The organism is Sphingomonas abietis, from assembly GCF_027625475.1.
In the GTDB taxonomy this organism is placed as follows: domain Bacteria; phylum Pseudomonadota; class Alphaproteobacteria; order Sphingomonadales; family Sphingomonadaceae; genus Solisphingomonas; species Solisphingomonas abietis.
Genome location: NZ_CP115174.1, coordinates 2,675,570 through 2,693,960, shown reverse-complemented (window position 1 = coordinate 2,693,960; position 18,391 = coordinate 2,675,570). Strand labels below are relative to the sequence as shown.

General features: G+C 66.5%; 19 protein-coding genes and 1 tRNA gene. 10 read left to right on the top strand and 10 right to left on the bottom strand.

Features of this window, described 5'->3' with window-relative positions:
* Position 1: 1 nt before the first annotated feature.
* Positions 2-730 carry a hypothetical protein gene (locus PBT88_RS12765; protein ID WP_270075725.1) on the bottom strand — a complete coding sequence of 243 codons (729 nt, stop codon included), beginning with the start codon at positions 728-730 and terminating at the stop codon, positions 2-4.
* Positions 731-1,172: 442 nt separating this feature from the next.
* Between PBT88_RS12765 and dksA the strand changes: the two genes are divergently transcribed.
* Positions 1,173-1,631 carry an RNA polymerase-binding protein DksA gene (dksA, locus tag PBT88_RS12760; RefSeq protein WP_270075724.1) on the top strand — a complete coding sequence of 153 codons (459 nt, stop codon included), beginning with the start codon at positions 1,173-1,175 and terminating at the stop codon, positions 1,629-1,631.
* Between the two features lie 123 nt (positions 1,632-1,754).
* Positions 1,755-2,111: a PilZ domain-containing protein gene (locus tag PBT88_RS12755; protein ID WP_270075723.1), complete on the top strand. Its 357-nt coding sequence runs from the start codon at positions 1,755-1,757 to the stop codon at positions 2,109-2,111.
* Positions 2,112-2,537: 426 nt separating this feature from the next.
* Here the strand turns inward: PBT88_RS12755 and PBT88_RS12750 are convergent, their stop codons facing one another.
* Positions 2,538-2,690, bottom strand: coding sequence for a YdcH family protein (locus PBT88_RS12750; RefSeq protein WP_270075722.1), 153 nt, complete (start codon positions 2,688-2,690; stop codon positions 2,538-2,540).
* A 229-nt stretch (positions 2,691-2,919) separates the two neighbouring features.
* Here PBT88_RS12750 and PBT88_RS12745 point away from each other — a divergent pair, with 229 nt between their 5' ends.
* Positions 2,920-3,117, top strand: coding sequence for a YdcH family protein (locus tag PBT88_RS12745; protein WP_270075721.1), 198 nt, complete (start codon positions 2,920-2,922; stop codon positions 3,115-3,117).
* A 318-nt stretch (positions 3,118-3,435) separates the two neighbouring features.
* On the opposite strand, the gene PBT88_RS12740 is transcribed toward PBT88_RS12745, so the two are convergent.
* A complete protein-coding gene (locus PBT88_RS12740; RefSeq protein ID WP_270075720.1) occupies positions 3,436-3,897 on the bottom strand; it encodes an Hsp20 family protein in 462 nt (153 codons plus the stop codon).
* A gap of 204 nt (positions 3,898-4,101) precedes the next feature.
* On the opposite strand from PBT88_RS12740, the gene PBT88_RS12735 reads away from it, so the two are divergent.
* Positions 4,102-4,557: a DUF1465 family protein gene (locus PBT88_RS12735; protein ID WP_270075719.1), complete on the top strand. Its 456-nt coding sequence runs from the start codon at positions 4,102-4,104 to the stop codon at positions 4,555-4,557.
* Between the two features lie 19 nt (positions 4,558-4,576).
* Here the strand turns inward: PBT88_RS12735 and PBT88_RS12730 are convergent, their stop codons facing one another.
* The 3 genes from PBT88_RS12730 to PBT88_RS12720 form a co-directional block, all read right to left on the bottom strand.
* On the bottom strand, positions 4,577-4,870 hold the full coding sequence (locus PBT88_RS12730; protein ID WP_270075718.1) for a 4a-hydroxytetrahydrobiopterin dehydratase: 294 nt from the start codon (positions 4,868-4,870) through the stop codon (positions 4,577-4,579).
* Positions 4,867-5,886 carry a fumarylacetoacetate hydrolase family protein gene (locus PBT88_RS12725; RefSeq protein ID WP_270075717.1) on the bottom strand — a complete coding sequence of 340 codons (1,020 nt, stop codon included), beginning with the start codon at positions 5,884-5,886 and terminating at the stop codon, positions 4,867-4,869. The genes PBT88_RS12730 and PBT88_RS12725 overlap by 4 nt, the downstream gene beginning before the upstream one ends.
* 91 nt (positions 5,887-5,977) lie before the next feature.
* Positions 5,978-8,296: a putative bifunctional diguanylate cyclase/phosphodiesterase gene (locus PBT88_RS12720; RefSeq protein ID WP_270075716.1), complete on the bottom strand. Its 2,319-nt coding sequence runs from the start codon at positions 8,294-8,296 to the stop codon at positions 5,978-5,980.
* 332 nt (positions 8,297-8,628) lie between these two features.
* Between PBT88_RS12720 and PBT88_RS12715 the strand changes: the two genes are divergently transcribed.
* The 6 genes from PBT88_RS12715 to PBT88_RS12690 all read left to right on the top strand — a co-directional run bounded on the left by PBT88_RS12715 (position 8,629) and on the right by PBT88_RS12690 (position 15,478).
* The gene (locus PBT88_RS12715) at positions 8,629-10,869 is read left to right on the top strand and encodes an FdhF/YdeP family oxidoreductase (RefSeq protein ID WP_270075715.1); all 2,241 of its coding nucleotides are present in this window, start codon (positions 8,629-8,631) and stop codon (positions 10,867-10,869) included.
* A gap of 128 nt (positions 10,870-10,997) precedes the next feature.
* Entirely contained in the window at positions 10,998-11,885 is an 888-nt protein-coding gene (gene cyoA / locus PBT88_RS12710; RefSeq protein WP_270075714.1) for a ubiquinol oxidase subunit II, read from the top strand.
* 1 nt (position 11,886) lies between these two features.
* Positions 11,887-13,896, top strand: coding sequence for a cytochrome o ubiquinol oxidase subunit I (cyoB, locus tag PBT88_RS12705; protein WP_270075713.1), 2,010 nt, complete (start codon positions 11,887-11,889; stop codon positions 13,894-13,896).
* Entirely contained in the window at positions 13,893-14,591 is a 699-nt protein-coding gene (gene cyoC / locus PBT88_RS12700; protein ID WP_270075712.1) for a cytochrome o ubiquinol oxidase subunit III, read from the top strand. The genes cyoB and cyoC overlap by 4 nt, the downstream gene beginning before the upstream one ends.
* Positions 14,588-14,977 (top strand): cytochrome o ubiquinol oxidase subunit IV, encoded by a 390-nt coding sequence (gene cyoD / locus PBT88_RS12695; RefSeq protein ID WP_270075711.1) that lies wholly within the window; start codon positions 14,588-14,590, stop codon positions 14,975-14,977. The genes cyoC and cyoD overlap by 4 nt, the downstream gene beginning before the upstream one ends.
* 21 nt (positions 14,978-14,998) lie before the next feature.
* Positions 14,999-15,478, top strand: coding sequence for a glutathione peroxidase (locus PBT88_RS12690; protein ID WP_270075710.1), 480 nt, complete (start codon positions 14,999-15,001; stop codon positions 15,476-15,478).
* A gap of 200 nt (positions 15,479-15,678) precedes the next feature.
* Here the strand turns inward: PBT88_RS12690 and PBT88_RS12685 are convergent, their stop codons facing one another.
* The 4 genes from PBT88_RS12685 to moaA form a co-directional block, all read right to left on the bottom strand.
* The gene (locus PBT88_RS12685) at positions 15,679-16,221 is read right to left on the bottom strand and encodes a peroxiredoxin (RefSeq protein ID WP_270075709.1); all 543 of its coding nucleotides are present in this window, start codon (positions 16,219-16,221) and stop codon (positions 15,679-15,681) included.
* Between the two features lie 142 nt (positions 16,222-16,363).
* Positions 16,364-16,438, bottom strand: a tRNA-Asn gene (locus PBT88_RS12680).
* Between the two features lie 96 nt (positions 16,439-16,534).
* The gene (locus PBT88_RS12675) at positions 16,535-17,338 is read right to left on the bottom strand and encodes an NAD kinase (RefSeq protein ID WP_270075708.1); all 804 of its coding nucleotides are present in this window, start codon (positions 17,336-17,338) and stop codon (positions 16,535-16,537) included.
* Positions 17,339-17,365: 27 nt separating this feature from the next.
* Complete coding sequence (moaA, locus tag PBT88_RS12670; protein WP_270075707.1) at positions 17,366-18,379, bottom strand: GTP 3',8-cyclase MoaA; 1,014 nt, start codon at positions 18,377-18,379, stop codon at positions 17,366-17,368.
* Positions 18,380-18,391: the final 12 nt, after the last annotated feature.

The following is an 18,391-nucleotide window of genomic DNA, read 5'->3' as shown; positions in this document are numbered from 1 at the left end:
CTCAGGCGGTCGTGCGCTTGCCGAACTTGCGCCGCGCCACCAGCGCCGCGGCCGCGCCGCCGAACAGCAGCAGCATCGGGGGCGCCGGAACGTCGGTCGGCGTGCCGGGCGGGTGAGGGTGGTGACCGTCGCCGCCGCTGCTATGGCCCCAGCCGCCATCATGGCCGCCGCTGCCGCCATGACCCCAGCCGCCACCATGGCCCCAACCGCCGCCGCCGCCGTTCCCGCCGCCGCCGCCGTTCCCGCCGCCGCCGCCGTTACCGCCATTGCCGCCGTTACCACCGCCGCCGCCATTTCCGCCGCCGCCGCCGTTTCCGCCGCCGCCGCCGTTTCCGCCATTACCGCCGCCGCTGCTCGAACTCGAGGAGGTCGAGGAAATGAACCAGCCGCCCGATCCACCGCCGCCGCCACCCCAGAAGCCGCCGCCGAAGAAGCCACCGCCCCCGAAGCCGCCACCGCCGATGATCGCCGGTGCGATTGCGCCGCCGCCATAAGAGGGGGCCTCGAACGGAACGGGTGCGGCCGGCGCGGATGCGAGCGTCACGACGCCCGGGGTGCAGGTCGTGGTGGTGGTTACCGTGCGCCGGGCCTGACGAACCGCGACCTTGCGGACCATCATCGGCTTGGCGACCCGATGGAAGGCGCGATGCGGGTGCTCGGCATAATGCACGGCACCGCCGCCGATGACGGCGCCGCCGCATGCGCAGGCGCACAATTTGGCGATGGCCATTCTTACCGACATCGCTTTGTCTCTCGCCCCTCGATCGCCAGACGCCCGGCGGCATCCGGTCTGTTGCCACACCCAGACTTGCTACATTGCGCGCCTTATTGGCCGGGCAATGCAAAATTATCAGTTAATCGCAAGCTCAGGCACTCTTCCTCGCCTGTCCCGCTTCGGTTGGAAAGAGCGGGTTTCGTGGCTATGGGGTCAATATGTCCCGTTTTGCGTCAAGATTGCAACGTGTCGCATGCGCGTCGCGCGATCGACGGGGCGGAGCGTGTCGGCGATGCCGCACTTGTCCGGCAACCCGGTTGGTTCCGGCGCATCAAGCTGTCGGCGCCGCTTGTGCGGCGTTGGCCGGCCCGGTATAGGCCCGCACCGGGGACAGGAGCATCGCGGTGCAGGCGTGTGGCGGCCCGATCGCGGCTCCTTTTGTGGAGCGGAGAGTTGCATGGCTACGGCGGTTGAGACGCTGGGTGGCAAAAGCGGGACCAATGAGGTTCTGCTGCCGGACGATTATCGTCCGTCGCCCGACGAGCCCTTCATGGGGCCAAGGCAGGCACGCTATTTTCGGGGCAAGCTGTTGCTCTGGAAAGAATCGATCCTGGCAGAATCGAAGGAAACGCTCGTCCAGTTGCAGACCGATTCGATGCGCGAGCCGGACATCACCGATCGCGCGTCGAGCGAGACCGACTGGTCGATCGAACTGCGCACCCGCGATCGCCAGCGCAAGCTGATCTCCAAGATCGACGCGGCGCTGCGCCGGATCGAGGAGGGCGAATATGGCTATTGCGAAGTCACCGGCGAGCCGATCTCGCTGGCCCGGCTGGAAGCGCGGCCGATCGCGACGATGACGGTGGAGGCGCAGGAGCGCCACGAACGAAACGAGAAAATCTCGCGCGACGATTAAGGCTTTGGCCACCGTTGCGCGTTAGGCTAGGCGGCTCCAGGGGAAGGGCGGCTTGGCGTAAACATCGCGGGACTGGGTACAGTGGAAGATACTCCGATCGGCAATCACTCGCCAGAAGGCAGCATGGAGTCGCAGCGCCGGGACGCGCGCGACAGCCTGTTCGTGCTCGCCCGTATCAAGATCGAGGGCGATGCCGGCGACGGCATCTCGGTGCGGGTCCGCAATGTCTCGTCGGGCGGGCTGATGGCGGACGTGCCGGCCGAATATCGGCCGGGAATGCGAGTCGAGCTTTCGCTGGAAGGGATTGGCGATCTCGGCGGATCGGTGGCGTGGGCGGAAGCCGGCCGGATCGGCGTGGCCTTCGACCATCCGATCGACAAGACGCGGGCGCGCAAGCCCAAGGCCAGCAAGGATGACGAGCTGTTCCGCCCGGCCCCGCTCGATCACCGCCGCCCCGGCCTGAAGCCAGGATCGCGCTAAGCCGATCGACGTTCAGCGGATCGGATTACGATCCGCGCCTGAAGCGATCGTCATCCTGAACATGTTTCAGGATCTCAGCAAAACTTGGCGACGAGCGCCGGAGGCAGCGGGATGCTGAAACACGTCCAGCGTGACGATCGGAAACGAAACGATCGCCCGATATCCCACCCATCCGAATGTCGATCGGCTCCAAGCCGACGGATCATGCGGGGCAGATAAGGTCGACGCGACACCAGCGCCTCGATCACCGCAGTTCCGGGGCTGTGTTCGTCGGAATGGCGCGCTTATGGGAATGGCGTGCCCATCGGAATGGCGGGGCTGCGCAGTCAAGCGTCTGGGGGCTGAACCATCCACGGCGTGAACAGTGCGGCCCGCAGCGTCGGCATGACGCTGGGGACCGCTACGCCGTTCACAGGTTGGCCCCGTTCAAATTCTCGACAGGGTTTCCTTGATCCGCAGCTTCTGTTTCTTGAGGCTGGCGATGATCAGCTGATCGGGGGACGGCCGCCGTGTCTCATCGGCGATCCGCGCGTCGAGCCCCGCGTGGCGAGTAACCAAAGCACTGGAATGCTTGTCCATAGGATATCTCCTCCTTGGTTTTGGTCAGCACCGACGAATAGATCATGATTCGCGGGCGGTGTCGCGTAGACAAAGAGCGAAAGCGGTCGGCTGCGGGGTTAAATGCGACGATCCGTTGACGCTCGGGCGGCAATCCGAATCCGGGCTTGCCACGCCGGTTCGGGCGAGGCATCGCGTTAACCGGCATCGATGGATCGTCCCGATCCGCCGCGTGCTGGAGGCAGCTGGCATGGACGTCGATGATATCGGCCGCAGGCTCGCGCATCTGCGCACCGAGCACCGCGATCTCGACGCGGCGATCTTCGCGCTCGCCTCGATGACGCAGCCCGATCAGCTCCAGGTCGCGCGACTCAAGAAGCGCAAGCTGCGGATCAAGGACGAGATCTCGCAACTGGGCGACGAACTGATCCCCGACATCATCGCCTAGCGCCGATCGACTTCCGATGGGTTGGATGTCGGGTGATCGTTTCGTTTCACACTGTCATGCTGAACTTGTTTCAGCATCCCGCCTGCTCCGGGCGCTCAGCGCCCAGCTTAGCGGGGATCCTGAAACAAGTTCAGGATGACGATCGCTTCAGGCGCGAATCCAAGCCTGATGCGCTGAATGTCGATCTCCCACAGCGCCCAACGTCTTCGTCGGGACCGCTCTGGCGCAGCAATGGCTATGGTCCAAAAATGGCGGCCAAAAGAAAAGGGCCGGGTCCGGCGGTGCCGGCCCGACCCTTCGGGGGCGCGAACGCCGCTGTTATGCGGCGGCGAGAATCGGGGCCTCGCCCTCGTCGGACTGGCCGTCGATCGCGATGCGGCGCGGCTTCTTGTGCTCGGGCACTTCGCGCTTCAGCTCGATGTTGAGCAGGCCGTCGCTATAGCCGGCGCCGGTCACCTTGATCGTGTCGGCGAGCTGGAAGCGGCGCTCGAAGGCGCGCTTGGCGATGCCGCGGTGGAGGAACTGGCGCTCGGCCTGTTCGCCGGCCGCATCGGTCTTGCCGATCACGATCAGCACATTGTCCTGCACGGTGAGTTCCAGCTCGTCGCGGCTGAAACCGGCGACCGCCATCGAGATGCGATAGGCATCTTCGGCGCGCTTCTCGATATTATAGGGGGGGTAGGCGTCGCCTTCGCCACGGGTGGCGAAATCGACCAGCCGATTGAGATTCTCGAAGCCGATCGACGAGCGCAGCAACGGTGCGAAATCCAGGGTACGCATGGGTCTCTTCCTTTCAAAGCGAATGACCATTTCGTGCGGCCTGCGGGCATTCCGCCAGGCCAGCCTCGGCACCCCCGATCGGGCAGCGCCGCGGCCCCGCTGAGATGGTTGGCGGCGATATCTCTTTCAAGAGCTGTGCTGGGTTGGGACGGTGCCGCGCAGGAGCGCATATTGCCGGGCCGGCGGCGGTGGCAGGCTGCGCCCATGATCCACGCACCCCTCGCCCTCAACCGCAAGCTGGTCGACTCGCTCTACCTCGAGTCGATGCTGCTGGCGGACGAAGCCCGCAGCTATTTCGATGCCCATGGCCGCGCCGAGCGCGATGCGCTGGCGCCGATGCAGCGGGTCGGCTTCTCCTGCGAGTCGCTGCGGGTGACGACCCGGCTGATGCACATCATCGCTTGGCTGCTGACCCAACGCGCGGTGTTCGCGGGCGAGATCAGCGCGGAACAGGCGGCGGCGCCCGAGCGGCGGCTCGGCCGGGCGCAGGGCCATGATCCGGAGATGGTGACGGGCCTGCCCGAGACGGCGCGGCACATCATCGCGGCGACCGGCGACCTCTATGCGCGGGTCGCGCGGCTCGATGCGGGGATGAGCCGGCCGGTGCCCTTCTCCAGCCCGGCGCAGGGCCTGCTGCGCCGTCTGGAGATGGCGTTCTAGGAGGCTGGGAAAGAGAGACTCAGCCCTTCGCCACCGCGTCGATCTGCCGTGCCATCTCGATATCGCGCTGCGACAATCCACCGGCGTCGTGGGTGGTGAGCAGGATGTCGACGCGGTTGTAGACGTTCGACCATTCGGGATGATGGTCCGCCTTCTCCGCCAGCAGCGCGACCTGCGTCATGAAGCCGAAGGCGCCGACGAAATCGTCGAAGGTGAAGCGCTTGGTCAGGGCGTCGCGCTGCGGCTCGTGCGCCCAGCCGTCGAGCGTCGGCAGCAGGTCCGATCGTTCGCCATCGGTCAGTTTCGCGATCATGCCGTCACCACCTCCTGCTCGATCGCGCCGAACAGGCTGTGGCCCTGACCATCCTTCATCTCGATCCGCACCCGGTCGCCGGGCTGCAGGAAGGGGGTGGCCGGCTGGCCGTCGCGGATCGTCTCGATCATGCGGATCTCGGCGATGCAGCTGTAGCCGAGGCCGCCTTCGGCAATCGGCTTGCCGGGGCCGCCATCGGCATCGCGGTTGGAGACGGTGCCCGATCCGATCACCGTGCCGGCGCCGAGCGACCGGGTCTTCGCGGCATGGGCGACGAGCGTGCCGAAATCGAAGGTCATGTCGACGCCGGCATCGGCCTTGCCGAATGGCCGGCCGTTGACGGTGATGAGCAGCGGCCAATGGAGCTTGCCATCCTGCCAGGCCGCGCCGAGCGTATCGGGCGTCACCGCGACCGGCGACAGGGTGGAGGCGGGCTTGGACTGGAAGAAGCCGAAGCCCTTGGCCAGTTCCGCCGGGATCAGGTTGCGCAGCGAGACGTCGTTGACGAGGCAGACGAGGCGGATCGCCGCCAGCGCCTGATCACGGCTCGCGCCCTGCGGCACGTCGTCGACGATCACCGCGACCTCGCCCTCCAGGTCGCAGCCCCAGGCCGGATCGGCGAGCGGGATCGGATCGCGCGGGGCGAGGAAGGCGTCGGAGCCGCCCTGGTACATCAGCGGATCGCTCCAGAAGCTCTCGGGCAGTTCGGCGCCGCGGGCGCGGCGGACCAGCTCGACATGGTTCACATAGGCCGACCCATCCGCCCACTGATAGGCGCGCGGCAGCGGCGAGGCGGCGTCGCGCTCGTGGAAGCGCATCATCGGGATCACCTCATGCTGGAGATCGACCGCGAGGCTCGCCAGCGCCGGGCCGGCCCGGCCCCAATCGTCGAGCGCGGCCTGCAGGGTGGGGGCGATATGGGCGGCGTCCGCGCACCAGGCGAGATCGTCCGACACGACGACGAGGCGGCCGTCACGGGCGCCCGTGAGCCCCCCTTTGAGCGATGCGAGCTTCATGATCTCTCCCGACGCTTGATATCAATTGTTACCAACTATTGCCCTGTCGCGGCATGATCGGCAACCTCGTATCCAGCGGATCGTCGGCGCGTCAGACGCTGGCGAGGCGCCGCGCTTCGCTCCAGCGGGTGCCGACCATCTCGGTCGCGCGGTCGAAGGGGACGGGGCGGCCGAACAGATAGCCCTGGATCTGGTGGCAGCCCAGTTCCACCATCAGGCGGTAATCCTCCTGGGTCTCCACGCCCTCGGCGATGATCGTCATCTGGAAGCAATTGGCCAGCGTCACGATCGCCTGGATGATCGATACCGTCTCGGAGCGAACCGAGGCGCCGCGCACGAAGCTGCCGTCGATCTTCAGCGTGTTGAAGATCGTGCGGTTGAGATAGCCGAGCGAGGAATAGCCGGTGCCGAAATCGTCCAGCGCGATCCGCACGCCCAGCGCCCGCAGCCGCCGCAGCACGTCCAGCGATCCGTTCGAGTCGCGCAGGAACACGCTCTCGGTCACTTCCAGTTCCAGCCGGTTGGCCGGCAGCTTGGCGCGGCTCAGCGCATCGGAGATCATCGCCGGCAAGCCCGGCGACAGCAGCTGGATCGGCGAGATGTTGACCGCGACGCTGATCGAGGCGGGCCATTGCGCGCAATCCTTGATCGCGGTGCTGGCGACCCATTCGCCGATCTCGTGGATCAGCCCGATCTCTTCGGCGAGCGGCACGAAATCGGCGGGGCTGACGAAGCCGCGCACCGGATGCTGCCAGCGGATCAGCGCCTCGAAGCCTCTCACTTCCTGCGTGTGGGAGTCGATCAGCGGCTGATAATGGAGGCGGAACTGCTTGAGCGGGAGCGCCAGGCGCAGATCATGCTCCAGCCGCATCCGGTTCTCGGCTTCGTTCTGCATCGCACATTCGAACTGGCGATAGACGCCGCGACCGGCCGCCTTGGCCTCATAGAGCGCCATGTCCGATTTCTTGATCAGTTCGTCGACCGTGTCGCCATCGATCGGGCCGAAGGCGCTGCCGATCGACACGCCGATCCGCACCGATACGCCATCCAGCACATAGGGCTCGGAAATCTGCGCGATCAGCGTCTCCGCCAGCTCGGCGATCGCCTTGCGGTTCTGCGCGTCGTGCAGGACGATGCCGAACTCGTCGCCGCCGAGGCGCCCGACGATGCCGCGATCCGTGATCCGGGCGACGAGTCGCTCGGCCACGGTCTTGAGCACGGCGTCGCCCTTGGGATGGCCGAAGGTATCGTTGACCGGCTTGAAGCCGTCCAGGTCGAGCAGCAATATCCCGCACGGCCGGCCCGAACTGCGCGCCGACAGCAGGGCCTCGCCCAGCAGCTCGCGCATCCGCATCCGGTTGGGCAATTCGGTCAGCACATCGAGGCTGGCGAGCTGGCGCAGGCGCCGTTCGGAGGTTCGCGCCTCGGTGACATCGGTGCAGCTGCCGCGAAAACCCAGGAAGCCGGACGCGGAATCCATGATCGGCGTACCGGAGAACACCACCGAGCGCCGGCTGCGGCCCTCGCCGAACTCGACCTCGATGGCGTTGAAGTCGGCGCGCCGCAGCATCGCCGAACCGAGCGCGCCGCTGCCGCCGACCAGCACCGGAAGCGAGGCCCCGACCAGCTGGTTGACCGGCCGGCCGAGCAGGGCGCCGATGCCCGGGGTGGCATAGCTCAGGATATGGGCGGCGTCGGTCTGCCACAGGCAGCTGGTGCCGCGCTCCTCATATTCGCGCATCAGCAGCGAGGTCGATTCGATCTCGCTCTGCGCGTGCGCCTGCTCCTCGGCGCGCCGTGAGAGCATCGCTGCGTTGCGGCTGATGACCGCGACGGTGAAGCCGAAATGGAAGAGCAGCAGAGCGGTCAGCGGCAGGGAAAAGTGATCGCCATCGAGATGCAGGGCGACGGCCAGGCTGCCGGCCAGGATGCCGGCCCAGATCAATGCGGCCCTGGGCACCGCGGCGATCGCGAGGGCGCCGCACATCATCGCGTAGATCGCGCCGACCAGCACGGTCTGGATATCGCTCGGCTCGCGGGGATAGACGGTGACCGGGATGGTGGCCCACATCCCTGCGACCAGCCCGACCAGCAATGCGGCTTCGATCAGCGCCTGCGTCGGCGGATCGCGCCGTGCGTAGACGAGCGCGGTGTTTTCGATCCGCCGGATCATCAACCAGCAGCTCGCGATGACCAGCAGCGACCATGTGACGACATGGGCGGGCGAGATCCGGCCGTAGAGGATGGCGGCCAGCACGAAGCAGCTGAGCATGACGGCGCCGGCCAGCAACGGCGCGAACTGGGCCAGCGCCTCGATCTGGTTGGCACGCAGCTGACCCTGCGGCGTCAGGCTTTCCCGAAGGACGGCGCCGCCATCCTCGTGCGCGACAAGGCCACGTTTCTTGGTCATGGTTGCCGGGGGATAGTGCATTCTGGATCACCGCATTGAATCTGGCGAATTGTTGCTATGCACCGATAACTTTCCATTGGGTTAAACGGGATAGCCACCTTGTCCGGCCGCGGACCATTTCGGATACCGACTGCCCCTGATGTGCGCCGAGTTGTGTCGGTTGTTATTACGGACGTGCAACAAGCATCAAAATATTCAAAATGGAGCTTTCTCGTGCTGGAGCGCTCCGGGGGTGCCGCGCCGGATGGTATCTGTCCGAAAAGTCATGGAGCGGTGCTGGCCATGCGGCAGCGGCAGGCTTAGGTTGGCGCGTAAGCAGAGCCGAGGAAGACATGACCAAGAATTCGCTCGAAGGCGTCGAGGATTATGATGGCCCCGCCGGTGGCTGGGGGGCGCTGAAGGCCGTGGCGCAGGCGGTGCGCGGGCAGATGGGGGTCAGCAGCGACACCCGCGCGCTGCTCCAGATGAACCAGCCCGACGGCTTCGATTGCCCCGGCTGCGCGTGGCCCGATCCGAAGCACGCCTCCTCCTTCGAATTTTGCGAGAATGGCGCCAAGGCGGTGACCTGGGAGGCGACCGCCAAGCGCGTCGATCCCGATTTCTTCGCCCGGCACAGCGCGGCGGAATTGTGGACGTGGAGCGACCATGCGCTGGAGGATGCCGGTCGGCTGACCCATCCGCTGCGCTACGATGCGGCGAGCGACCATTTCGTACCGATCGCGTGGGACGATGCCTTCGCCCGGATCGGGGCGGGGATGCGGGCGCTCGATCACCCGGACCAGGCCGAATTCTACACGTCGGGCCGCGCCTCCAATGAGGCGGCCTTCCTCTACCAGCTCTATGCGCGCGAGTTCGGCACCAACAATTTCCCCGATTGCTCGAACATGTGCCACGAAGCGACCTCGGTCGGGCTGCCGCAGTCGATCGGCGTCGGCAAGGGCACGGTGACGCTCGAGGATTTCGATCTGTGCGATGCGATCTTCTGCATCGGCCACAACCCCGGCACCAACCATCCGCGGATGCTTTCCACCCTGCGCGACGCCTCGCGGCGCGGCGTGCCGATCGTGGTCGCCAATCCGATGCGCGAGCGCGGGCTGGAGCGCTTCAAGTCGCCCCAGCATCCCACCGAAATGCTGACGCCCGGATCGACGCCGCTCGCTTCCGCCTATCATCTCGTCAAGGTCGGCGGCGATGCCGCGATGCTGAAGGGGATGATGAAGCGGCTGCTGGCGCTGGACGCGATCGACCATGATTTCATCGCGGCGGAGACGACCGGCTTCGAGACGCTGCGCGCCGATATCGAGGCGCTGCCGTGGGACGAGATCGAGCGTCGATCGGGCCTCACCCGCGCCGCGATCGAGAGCATGGCGGATACCTATGCGGCGGCCGATCGCGTGATCCTCTGCTACGGCATGGGCATCACCCAGCACCGGCACGGCACCGAGAATGTCCAGCAGATCGCCAATCTGCTGCTGATGCGCGGCAACATCGGCAAGCCCGGCGCCGGCATCTGCCCGCTGCGCGGCCACAGCAACGTGCAGGGCGATCGCACCGTCGGCATCACCGAGATCCCGACCGAGGCCTTTCTGGCGCGGCTGGACCGGAGCTTCGGCATCACCAGCCCGCGCCATCATGGCCACAATGCGGTCGAGGCGCTGGCGGCGATGCGGGACGGGGCGGCGAAGGCGTTCGTCGGTCTCGGTGGCAATCTCGCCATCGCCATGCCCGATCCCGAAGCGTGCTTCGCGGCGTTCCGCAATCTCGATCTCTCGGTCCAGATCGTCACCAAGTTCAACCGCACCTGCCTGCTCGCGGCGAAGCGGGACACGATCATCTTGCCCTGCCTCGGCCGCACCGAGCTGGATATCCAGGCGACCGGCCCGCAATCGGTGACGGTCGAGGATTCGATGTCGATGGTCCACGCCTCGCGCGGCAAGCTGAAGCCGGTGGCGGCCGATCTCCTGTCCGAACCGATGATCGTCGCGCGGCTGGCGCGTGCCACGCGCCCGGATTCGCCGATCGACTGGGAGGGGATGGTCGCCGACTATGATCGCATCCGCGATCATATCGAGCAGGTCTTCCCCGACTTCGCCGACTTCAACGCCCGCATCCGCCAGCCGGGCGGCTTCCGCCTGACCGTCGGCGCCTCCGATCGCGATTGGGGCGGCAAGGACGGCAAGGCCCATTTCCTCGTCGCGCCCACGCTCGACGAGGATGACGGGCGCGACGACGGCCCGCTGACCCTCACCACGATCCGCAGCCACGATCAGTATAACACCACCATCTACGGGCTGGACGATCGCTATCGCGGCATCTTCGGGCGGCGCGACGTGATCTTCGCCAATGCCGAAGATCTCGCCGCGCTCGGCCTCGCCCATGGCGACCGGATCGACGTGATCGCCGGCGAGCGCGTGCTGGCGGGGCAGACGGTGGTGGAACATGCCATCGCGCGCGGCTCGCTCGCCGCTTATTATCCGGAGGCGAACTGCCTGATCGCGCTGGGCGATTATGATGGCGAGAGCGGCACGCCGGCCTACAAATCGGTGGCGGTGAGCCTGCGCAAGGCGGCCTGATCGCGCCGCCGGGCTTGTCTTGTCGTGAAAAGGAAAGGGATCGTTTCCGCCTCGCCGGCGTTGCGCAGCAAAGAGTGACGTAAAAAATAAGACCGGGTGGGGATCGGGCTCATGAGCTTGCCGACACCATGACGAGGATGCGAAACGCCGTGGCGGCCGCGCCGCTCGCGCTGTGCAGCTGCGCGTCGGCCGGCGTGCTCGACCCGCAGGGGCCGATCGGCGCGGCGGAGCGGCTGATCCTCTTCAATTCGCTGGGCATCATGCTGGCGATCGTCATTCCCACCATCGTCGCGATCCTGGCCGTCGCCTGGTGGTTCCGGGCGTCCAACAGCCAGGCGCTCTACCGGCCCGACTGGGAATATTCCGGCCGGATCGAGCTGGTGGTCTGGGCGATCCCGGCGATGGTGGTGCTGCTGCTCGGCGGCATCGGCTGGGTCGGCAGCCATGATCTCGATCCGCCCAAACCGCTCGCCTCGCCGGTGAAGGCGGTGAATGTCGAGATCGTCTCGCTCGACTGGAAATGGCTGTTCCTCTATCCGGACCAGGGCATCGCCAGCGTCAACCGGCTGGTGGTGCCGGCGGGCACGCCGGTGAGCTTCCGGCTGACCTCCGCCACCGTCATGAACAGCTTCTTCGTGCCGCAGCTCGGCAGCCAAATCTACACCATGGCCGGCATGGCGACGCGGCTGAACCTGATGGCGGACAAACCCGGCCTCTATCCGGGGCTTTCGGCGCAGTTCAGCGGCGACGGCTTCTCGGACATGCGCTTCACGATGGAGGCGGTGCCGCGCGCCCAGTTCGACAGCTTCGTCGCGCAGGCGAAGGCACAGGGGCCGACGCTCGATGCCGGCGGCTATGCCGCGCTGGCGCAGGAGAGCCGGAAGGTCGCCCCCTTCACCTATCGCGCGGTGATGCCGGGCCTGTTCGACACCATCGTCAAGCAACAGGCGCCGCCCGCCGAAACCCCGCATAACGGGCGGCCCAACGCCGCCGTCTCGCCCCGGACGGAGTCCTGACATGCTCGGCAAGCTGACTTGGGCGGCGATCCCGTTCGACGAGCCGATCCCGCTGATGACCTCGGTGGTCGTCGGCATCGTCATCGTCGCGGTGCTGGCGTGGATCACGATCGGGCGGCACTGGCCCTATCTGTGGCGCGAGTGGATCACCTCGGTCGATCACAAGCGGATCGGCGTGATGTACTGTCTGCTCGGCATGGTGATGCTGATCCGCGGCTTCTCGGACGCGATCATGATGCGCAGCCAGCTCGCGCTCGCCGCCGGTGGCGCGCAGGGCTATCTGCCGCCCGAACATTATGACCAGATCTTCTCGGCGCACGGGACGATCATGATCTTCTTCACCGCGATGCCGTTCATGATCGGGCTGATGAACTTCGCGGTGCCGCTCCAGCTCGGCGTGCGCGACGTCGCCTTCCCGACGCTCAATTCGGTGAGCCTGTGGCTGACCGCCTCGGGCGTGCTGCTCACCAATATGAGCCTCGTCATCGGCGAGTTCGCGCGCACCGGATGGCTCGCCTATCCGCCGCTCTCCGAGCTCAGATTCTCGCCCGGCGTCGGCGTCGATTATTATCTCTGGTCGCTCCAGATCTCGGGGGTCGGGACGCTGCTTTCCGGGATCAACCTGGTGACAACGATCCTCAAAATGCGCGCGCCGGGGATGAGCTATACCCGGATGCCGGTGTTCTGCTGGACGGCGCTCGCCTCCAACCTGCTGATCGTCGCGGCCTTTCCGGTGCTGACCGCGACCTTCGCGATGCTGTCGCTCGATCGCTATCTCGGCTTCCACTTCTTCACCAACGACGGCGGCGGCAACGCCATGATGTACATCAACCTGATCTGGGTGTGGGGCCATCCGGAGGTCTACATCCTGATCCTGCCGGCGTTCGGCGTGTTCTCCGAGGTGATCTCCACCTTCTCCGGCAAGCCGCTGTTCGGCTACCGCTCGATGATCATGGCGACGATGGCGATCTGCATCCTGTCGTTCCTCGTCTGGCTGCACCATTTCTTCACGATGGGCGCCGGCGCCGACGTCAACGGCTTCTTCGGGGTCGCGACGATGATCATCGCGGTGCCAACGGGGGTGAAGATCTTCAACTGGCTGTTCACCATGTATGGCGGCCGGGTGCGCTTCGAGGTGCCGATCCTGTGGTCGCTGGGGTTCATGGTGACCTTCGTGATCGGCGGGATGACCGGGGTGCTGCTGGCGGTGCCGCCGGCCGATTTCGTGCTGCACAATTCGCTGTTCCTGATCGCCCATTTCCACAACGTCATCATCGGCGGCGTCGTGTTCGGCTTCTTCGCCGGATACACCTTCTGGTTCCCCAAGGCGTTCGGCTTCCGCCTGCACGACGGCTGGGGCAAGGCGGCCTTCTGGTGCTGGCTGTTCGGCTTCTATTTCGCCTTCATGCCGCTCTACTGGCTCGGGCTGATGGGCGCGACCCGGCGGATGCAGCATTATGACGATCTCGCCTGGCAGCCCTATATGCTGTGGGCGCTGGCCGGCGCGGGGATGATCCTGTGCGGCATCGTCTGCCAGATCGTCCAGCTGGTCGTCTCGATCCGCCAGCGCGAGAGCCTGCGCGACGTCACCGGCGATCCCTGGGACGGGCGCAGCCTGGAATGGGCGACACCCTCGCCCCCGCCGGTGTTCAACTTCGCGGTGATGCCCAATGTCGAGGGCGAGGAGGCCTATTGGGGGATCAAGCAGCGCGCCATCGCGGAGCAGCAGCTCGCCGCCGAGCCCGATTACCGGCCGATCGAGATGCCGCACAATTCGCCGACCGGCGTCATCACCGCCTTCTTCACGACGATGATTGGCTTCGCGCTGATCTGGCATATCTGGTGGATGGCGATCCTCGGGCTGGTGGGGGCCTATGGCGTGTTCGTCTGGTTCGCGTGGCGGGATGAGGACGAATATGAAATCCCGGCCGATGAGGTGGCGCGGATCGATCGCGAGCGCCGCCGGGTCCGCACCGAAGTCCTCCTCCCCAGCCTGAGCAAGCCCGCATGAGCGACGCCCACGCCATCCAGAGCCCGCATGATCCGCACCGGCTCGGCCGCGCGGCGGGCGATCGTTCCGGCGGACACGGGCACGGGCACGGCCACGATCATGACGGCACGGGATCGGGCGAGGGCGGCCCGGCCGGCAAGCGGATCATCGTCGGCTACGGCTTCTGGATCTTCCTGCTGTCCGACATCATCATGTTCTCGGCGATCTTCGCCACCTATGCGGTGCTCCAGGGCGCGACCAATGGTGGGCCGGGCGGCGCCCAGCTGTTCGATCTCTCCAACGTGGCGATCGAGACGGTCTGCCTGCTGCTCTCCAGCTTCGCCTGCGGCCTCGCGATGATCGCGGCGAACGTCCGCAACCTGCTGTGGACCCAGATCGGCCTGGTCGTCACCGGCCTGCTCGGCGCCGCCTTCCTCGGGCTGGAGCTCAAGGAGTTCGCCGAGATGATCGGGCAGGGGGCGGGGCCGCAGCGATCGGCCTTCCTCTCCGCCTTCTTCACCCTGGTCGGCTGCCATGGGCTGCACGTCTCGGTCGGCCTGCTATGGCTCGGCACAATGATGGCCCAGCTGTGGAGCAAGGGATTCCGGCCGGCGATCCTGCGGCGCCTGCTGTGCTTCAGCCTGTTCTGGCATGCGCTCGACATCATCTGGGTGGCGCTGTTCACGATCGTCTATCTGCTGGGAGCAGGGCAATGAGCGAGCATGAGCATGGCCATCATGGCGATACCGCGCCCGGCGACGAGCATGGCCATGTCCTCTCCGGCATCATCGGCTATCTGGTCGGGCTGGTGCTGGCGACCGGGCTGACCGCGACCTCCTTCTGGGTCGCCTCCACCCATGCCTTGTGGGGGCCGGGCGTGCCGATCGGCCTGTGCGTGCTGGCGGTTGCCCAGATGGGCATCCACCTGGTCTTCTTCCTCCACGTCACCAGCGGGCCGGACAACACCAACAATGTGCTGGCGCTGGCGTTCGGCGTGCTGATCGTGTTCCTGGTGGTGGCGGGCTCGCTGTGGATCATGGCGAACCTCAACCACAACATGCTGCCGATGGCCGGGATGGGCAATCTCCAGACCCAGCGTTAGGCGCCAACGACAGGGACAGGCATGACGAGCGTCTATGATTTCACCGCGCGGACACTCTCCGGCGAGGAGAAGCCGCTGGCCGATTATCGCGGCCGGCCGCTGCTGATCGTCAACACCGCCAGCCAGTGCGGCTTCACCCCGCAATATGCCGGGCTGGAGGCGTTGCACCAGAGCTATGGCCCCAAGGGGCTGGTGGTGCTCGGTTTCCCGTGCAACCAGTTCGGCGCGCAGGAGCCGGGCGACGCCGCCGAGATCGCGAACTTCTGTTCGCTGACCTATGATGTCGATTTCCCGATGTTCGCCAAGATCGACGTCAACGGGCCGGACGCGCCGCCGCTCTACGCCTATCTCCGCAAGGCGGCGCGCGGCGTGCTGGGCAGCGAGCGGATCAAGTGGAACTTCACCAAATTCCTGGTCGATCGCGACGGCCATGCCGTCCGGCGTTACGCGCCGACCACCAAGCCGGAAGCGCTCGGCCCGGCGATCGAGCGGCTGCTTTAGGGCCGATCGACATTCGGATTGGTTGAATATGGGCGATCGTTTCGTTGCAGACCGTCATGCTGAACGTGTTTCGGCATCCCGCCTCCTCCGGGCGCTCAGCGCCAAGCTTCGATGGGATCCTGAAACACGTTCAGGATGACGATCGCTTCGGGTGTAGATCGTCACCCGATCCGCTGAATGTCAATCCGCGCTAGGGCGGATCAGCCAGCCGGGTGCTGCGCCCGCCATTGCTGCACCGCCGCCATCGTCTTGTCGACGTGCCCGGCCGGATCGAGCGCGCTATATTCGAACAGAATCTTGCCGTCGGGCGCGATCACGAACGAGGTGCGGTTCGATTTGGCGAGCAGCGGCAGCTTCACATGATAGGCATCGACCAGCTTGCCGTCGGCCGACGCCACCGCGAACCTGTTGCGGCATTCGGTGACGGAGAAGCGGTTGAGCGTGGCGATCGGATCGCGGGAGACGCCGATCACGGTTGCGCCCAGCGCATGGAAGCGATCGGTCGCCGCGGCGAAGTCGTGGGCCTCCACGGTGCAGCCGCTGGTGAAGGCGGCGGGGTAGAAATAGAGCACCACCGGGCCTTTCTTCAACGCGTCGGCGAGATGGAAGGCGAAGGGCTTGCCGGCCAGCGTCGCCTGGGTGGTGAAGTCCGGCGCCTGCGCGCCGACCGGCAGCGCCGCCGAGGAGGGCGAGCAGCCGGCCAGCGCGAGCGTGGCGAGGAACGGGAAAAAGGCCTTGGTCATGCAGCGCTCCACGGTTCGCCCCGGAAGGGATCGCAGCAGATACGCATGAACGGGCAGTATGGGCCAGCCCGTCGCGATATAGGGGTGGGGATGTCTGCCTCGCCCCAGCCGTAGCGCGGCCGGTGGTGCGGGTAGAAGGAAATGGCTCCCCGGGTAGGATTCGAACCTACGGCCGCTCGATTAACAGTCGAGAGCTCTACCGCTGAGCTACCGAGGAATGTCCATTTCGTCGCCCGTTTGTCCGGGCGAGGCGCGCCTATGCATCAGCTTGGTTTGCGTTGCAAGCCCCTCGAACATTCATCCACAACAAAGCTCAAACCGCGAATTGCTCCATCGTGATCCGGTCGTCGAGCGCATGCTCGGGATCGAACAACAGGGTCAGCGCGATCGAGCGATCGATCGAGATGTTCACCACCGACACGTCGCGAATCTCGCGCTGGTCCGCCACCGCCGACACCGGGCGCTTGACCGGATCGACCACGCGGAACGAGATTTTCGCGGTTTCGGGCAGGATCGCGCCCCGCCAGCGGCGCGGGCGGAAGGCGCTGATCGGGGTGAGCGCGATCAGGCCGGAGCCGAGCGGCAGGATCGGCCCCTGCGCGGACAGGTTGTAGGCGGTCGATCCCGCCGCCGTCGCCGCCATCACGCCGTCGCAGACCAGTTCGGGCAGCACCACCCGGCCATCGACGCTGACCTCGATCCACGCCGTCTGGCGGGTTTCGCGCAGCAGCGAGATTTCGTTGATCGCAGGCGAGGAATAGCGCTCGCCGTCGATCGTCTCGGCATCCATCCGCAGCGGCGTCACCGAGAAAGCGCGGGCGCGCTGCAGCCGATCGGACAACGCATCGAGCCGCCACTCGTTCATCAGGAAGCCGACGGTGCCGAGATTCATGCCGAACACCGGCCGGATCTGGTGGCGATCGAGCATCAGGTGCAGCGTCTGGAGCATGAAGCCGTCACCGCCGAGCGCGATGATCACGTCGGCGTCGCCGATATCGGTCCATTCGTAGCGCTGGCGCAGCTCCGCCTCCGCCGCCTGCGCGGCCGGCGCGGGCGAGGCGACCAGCGCCATCTTGCGCAATTCGTTCCGGCTGTCCCGGCCGCGTGTCTCAGCCATGACGGCGGGCGCTCGATAGGGTGCCGCTCATCCGCCGGTCACGCTCATATGGCGGGTGACGGCAGGCGCCGCGCCGCGCCCGGCGATACGGAAATGATGCCGCTCGGGCTTGAGCCGCAGTGCCGTGTCGATCGCCGCGTCGAGCGCATCGCGGCCGCCTTCGCGCAGCGCCTGCTTGAGATCGACATGATCGTCATGCCCCAGGCACATGGTAAGCCGGCCCTCCACGGTAACGCGCAGGCGATTGCAGCCGTCGCAGAAATTATGGGTGAGCGGGGTGATGAAGCCGATTCGGCCGCCGGTTTGCGAGACCTTGGCATAGCGGGCCGGGCCGCCGGTTCGATGGATGTCGGGGATGAGGGTGAAATCCCGCTCCAGATCGCGGCGCACCGCGTCGAGCGGCAGATAGCGATCGGTGCGATCCTCCTCGACGACGCCGAGCGGCATCGTCTCGATCAGGGTCAGGTCGAAGCCCTGCTCGCCGCACCAGCGCAGCATCGGCGCGATCTCGTCCTCGTTGACGCCCTTGAGCGCCACCATGTTGATCTTGATCGCGAGGCCCGCCGCCTTGCCGGCAGCGATGCCGGCCAGCACCTCGGCCACGTCGCCGGTGCGGGTGATGTGGCGGAAGCGATCGGGATCGCGGCTGTCGAGGCTGACGTTGATCCGCCGCACGCCGGCATCGGCCAGCGCCGCGGCATGATCGGCCAGCCGCGTCGCGTTGGTGGTGAGCGTCAGTTCGTCCAGCCCATGGCCGAGATGGCGGCCGATCGCACGGGCGAGATCGTCGATGCCGCGCCGCACCAGCGGTTCGCCGCCGGTCAGCCGGATCCGCTTGACGCCGCGCGCCACGAACGCTCCGGCCAGTTCGGCCAGCTCCTCCAGCGACAGGATCGCCTGGCGCGGCAGGAAGCTCATCGCCTCGCTCATGCAATAGCGGCAGCGCAGGTCGCAGCGATCGGTGACGGACAGGCGGACATAATCGATCCGCCGGCCGAAGGCATCACTGAGCGGCGCGGATACGGGAGGCGCGATCGTCATCGCCATCAGCTA

What these genes read in the sequence shown, in the direction of transcription:
- cyoD (WP_270075711.1), top strand. Translation starts at nt 14,588, where the DNA reads ATGAGCGAGCATGAGCATGGCCATCATGGCGATACCGCGCCCGGCGAC.
- cyoC (WP_270075712.1), top strand. Translation starts at nt 13,893, where the DNA reads ATGAGCGACGCCCACGCCATCCAGAGCCCGCATGATCCGCACCGGCTC.
- PBT88_RS12690 (WP_270075710.1), top strand. Translation starts at nt 14,999, where the DNA reads ATGACGAGCGTCTATGATTTCACCGCGCGGACACTCTCCGGCGAGGAG.
- PBT88_RS12725 (WP_270075717.1), bottom strand. Translation starts at nt 5,886, where the DNA reads ATGAAGCTCGCATCGCTCAAAGGGGGGCTCACGGGCGCCCGTGACGGC.
- PBT88_RS12720 (WP_270075716.1), bottom strand. Translation starts at nt 8,296, where the DNA reads ATGACCAAGAAACGTGGCCTTGTCGCGCACGAGGATGGCGGCGCCGTC.
- cyoB (WP_270075713.1), top strand. Translation starts at nt 11,887, where the DNA reads ATGCTCGGCAAGCTGACTTGGGCGGCGATCCCGTTCGACGAGCCGATC.
- PBT88_RS12745 (WP_270075721.1), top strand. Translation starts at nt 2,920, where the DNA reads ATGGACGTCGATGATATCGGCCGCAGGCTCGCGCATCTGCGCACCGAG.
- PBT88_RS12755 (WP_270075723.1), top strand. Translation starts at nt 1,755, where the DNA reads ATGGAGTCGCAGCGCCGGGACGCGCGCGACAGCCTGTTCGTGCTCGCC.
- PBT88_RS12740 (WP_270075720.1), bottom strand. Translation starts at nt 3,897, where the DNA reads ATGCGTACCCTGGATTTCGCACCGTTGCTGCGCTCGTCGATCGGCTTC.
- PBT88_RS12730 (WP_270075718.1), bottom strand. Translation starts at nt 4,870, where the DNA reads ATGATCGCGAAACTGACCGATGGCGAACGATCGGACCTGCTGCCGACG.
- dksA (WP_270075724.1), top strand. Translation starts at nt 1,173, where the DNA reads ATGGCTACGGCGGTTGAGACGCTGGGTGGCAAAAGCGGGACCAATGAG.
- cyoA (WP_270075714.1), top strand. Translation starts at nt 10,998, where the DNA reads ATGACGAGGATGCGAAACGCCGTGGCGGCCGCGCCGCTCGCGCTGTGC.
- PBT88_RS12750 (WP_270075722.1), bottom strand. Translation starts at nt 2,690, where the DNA reads ATGGACAAGCATTCCAGTGCTTTGGTTACTCGCCACGCGGGGCTCGAC.
- PBT88_RS12685 (WP_270075709.1), bottom strand. Translation starts at nt 16,221, where the DNA reads ATGACCAAGGCCTTTTTCCCGTTCCTCGCCACGCTCGCGCTGGCCGGC.
- PBT88_RS12715 (WP_270075715.1), top strand. Translation starts at nt 8,629, where the DNA reads ATGACCAAGAATTCGCTCGAAGGCGTCGAGGATTATGATGGCCCCGCC.
- moaA (WP_270075707.1), bottom strand. Translation starts at nt 18,379, where the DNA reads ATGACGATCGCGCCTCCCGTATCCGCGCCGCTCAGTGATGCCTTCGGC.
- PBT88_RS12735 (WP_270075719.1), top strand. Translation starts at nt 4,102, where the DNA reads ATGATCCACGCACCCCTCGCCCTCAACCGCAAGCTGGTCGACTCGCTC.
- PBT88_RS12765 (WP_270075725.1), bottom strand. Translation starts at nt 730, where the DNA reads ATGGCCATCGCCAAATTGTGCGCCTGCGCATGCGGCGGCGCCGTCATC.
- PBT88_RS12675 (WP_270075708.1), bottom strand. Translation starts at nt 17,338, where the DNA reads ATGGCTGAGACACGCGGCCGGGACAGCCGGAACGAATTGCGCAAGATG.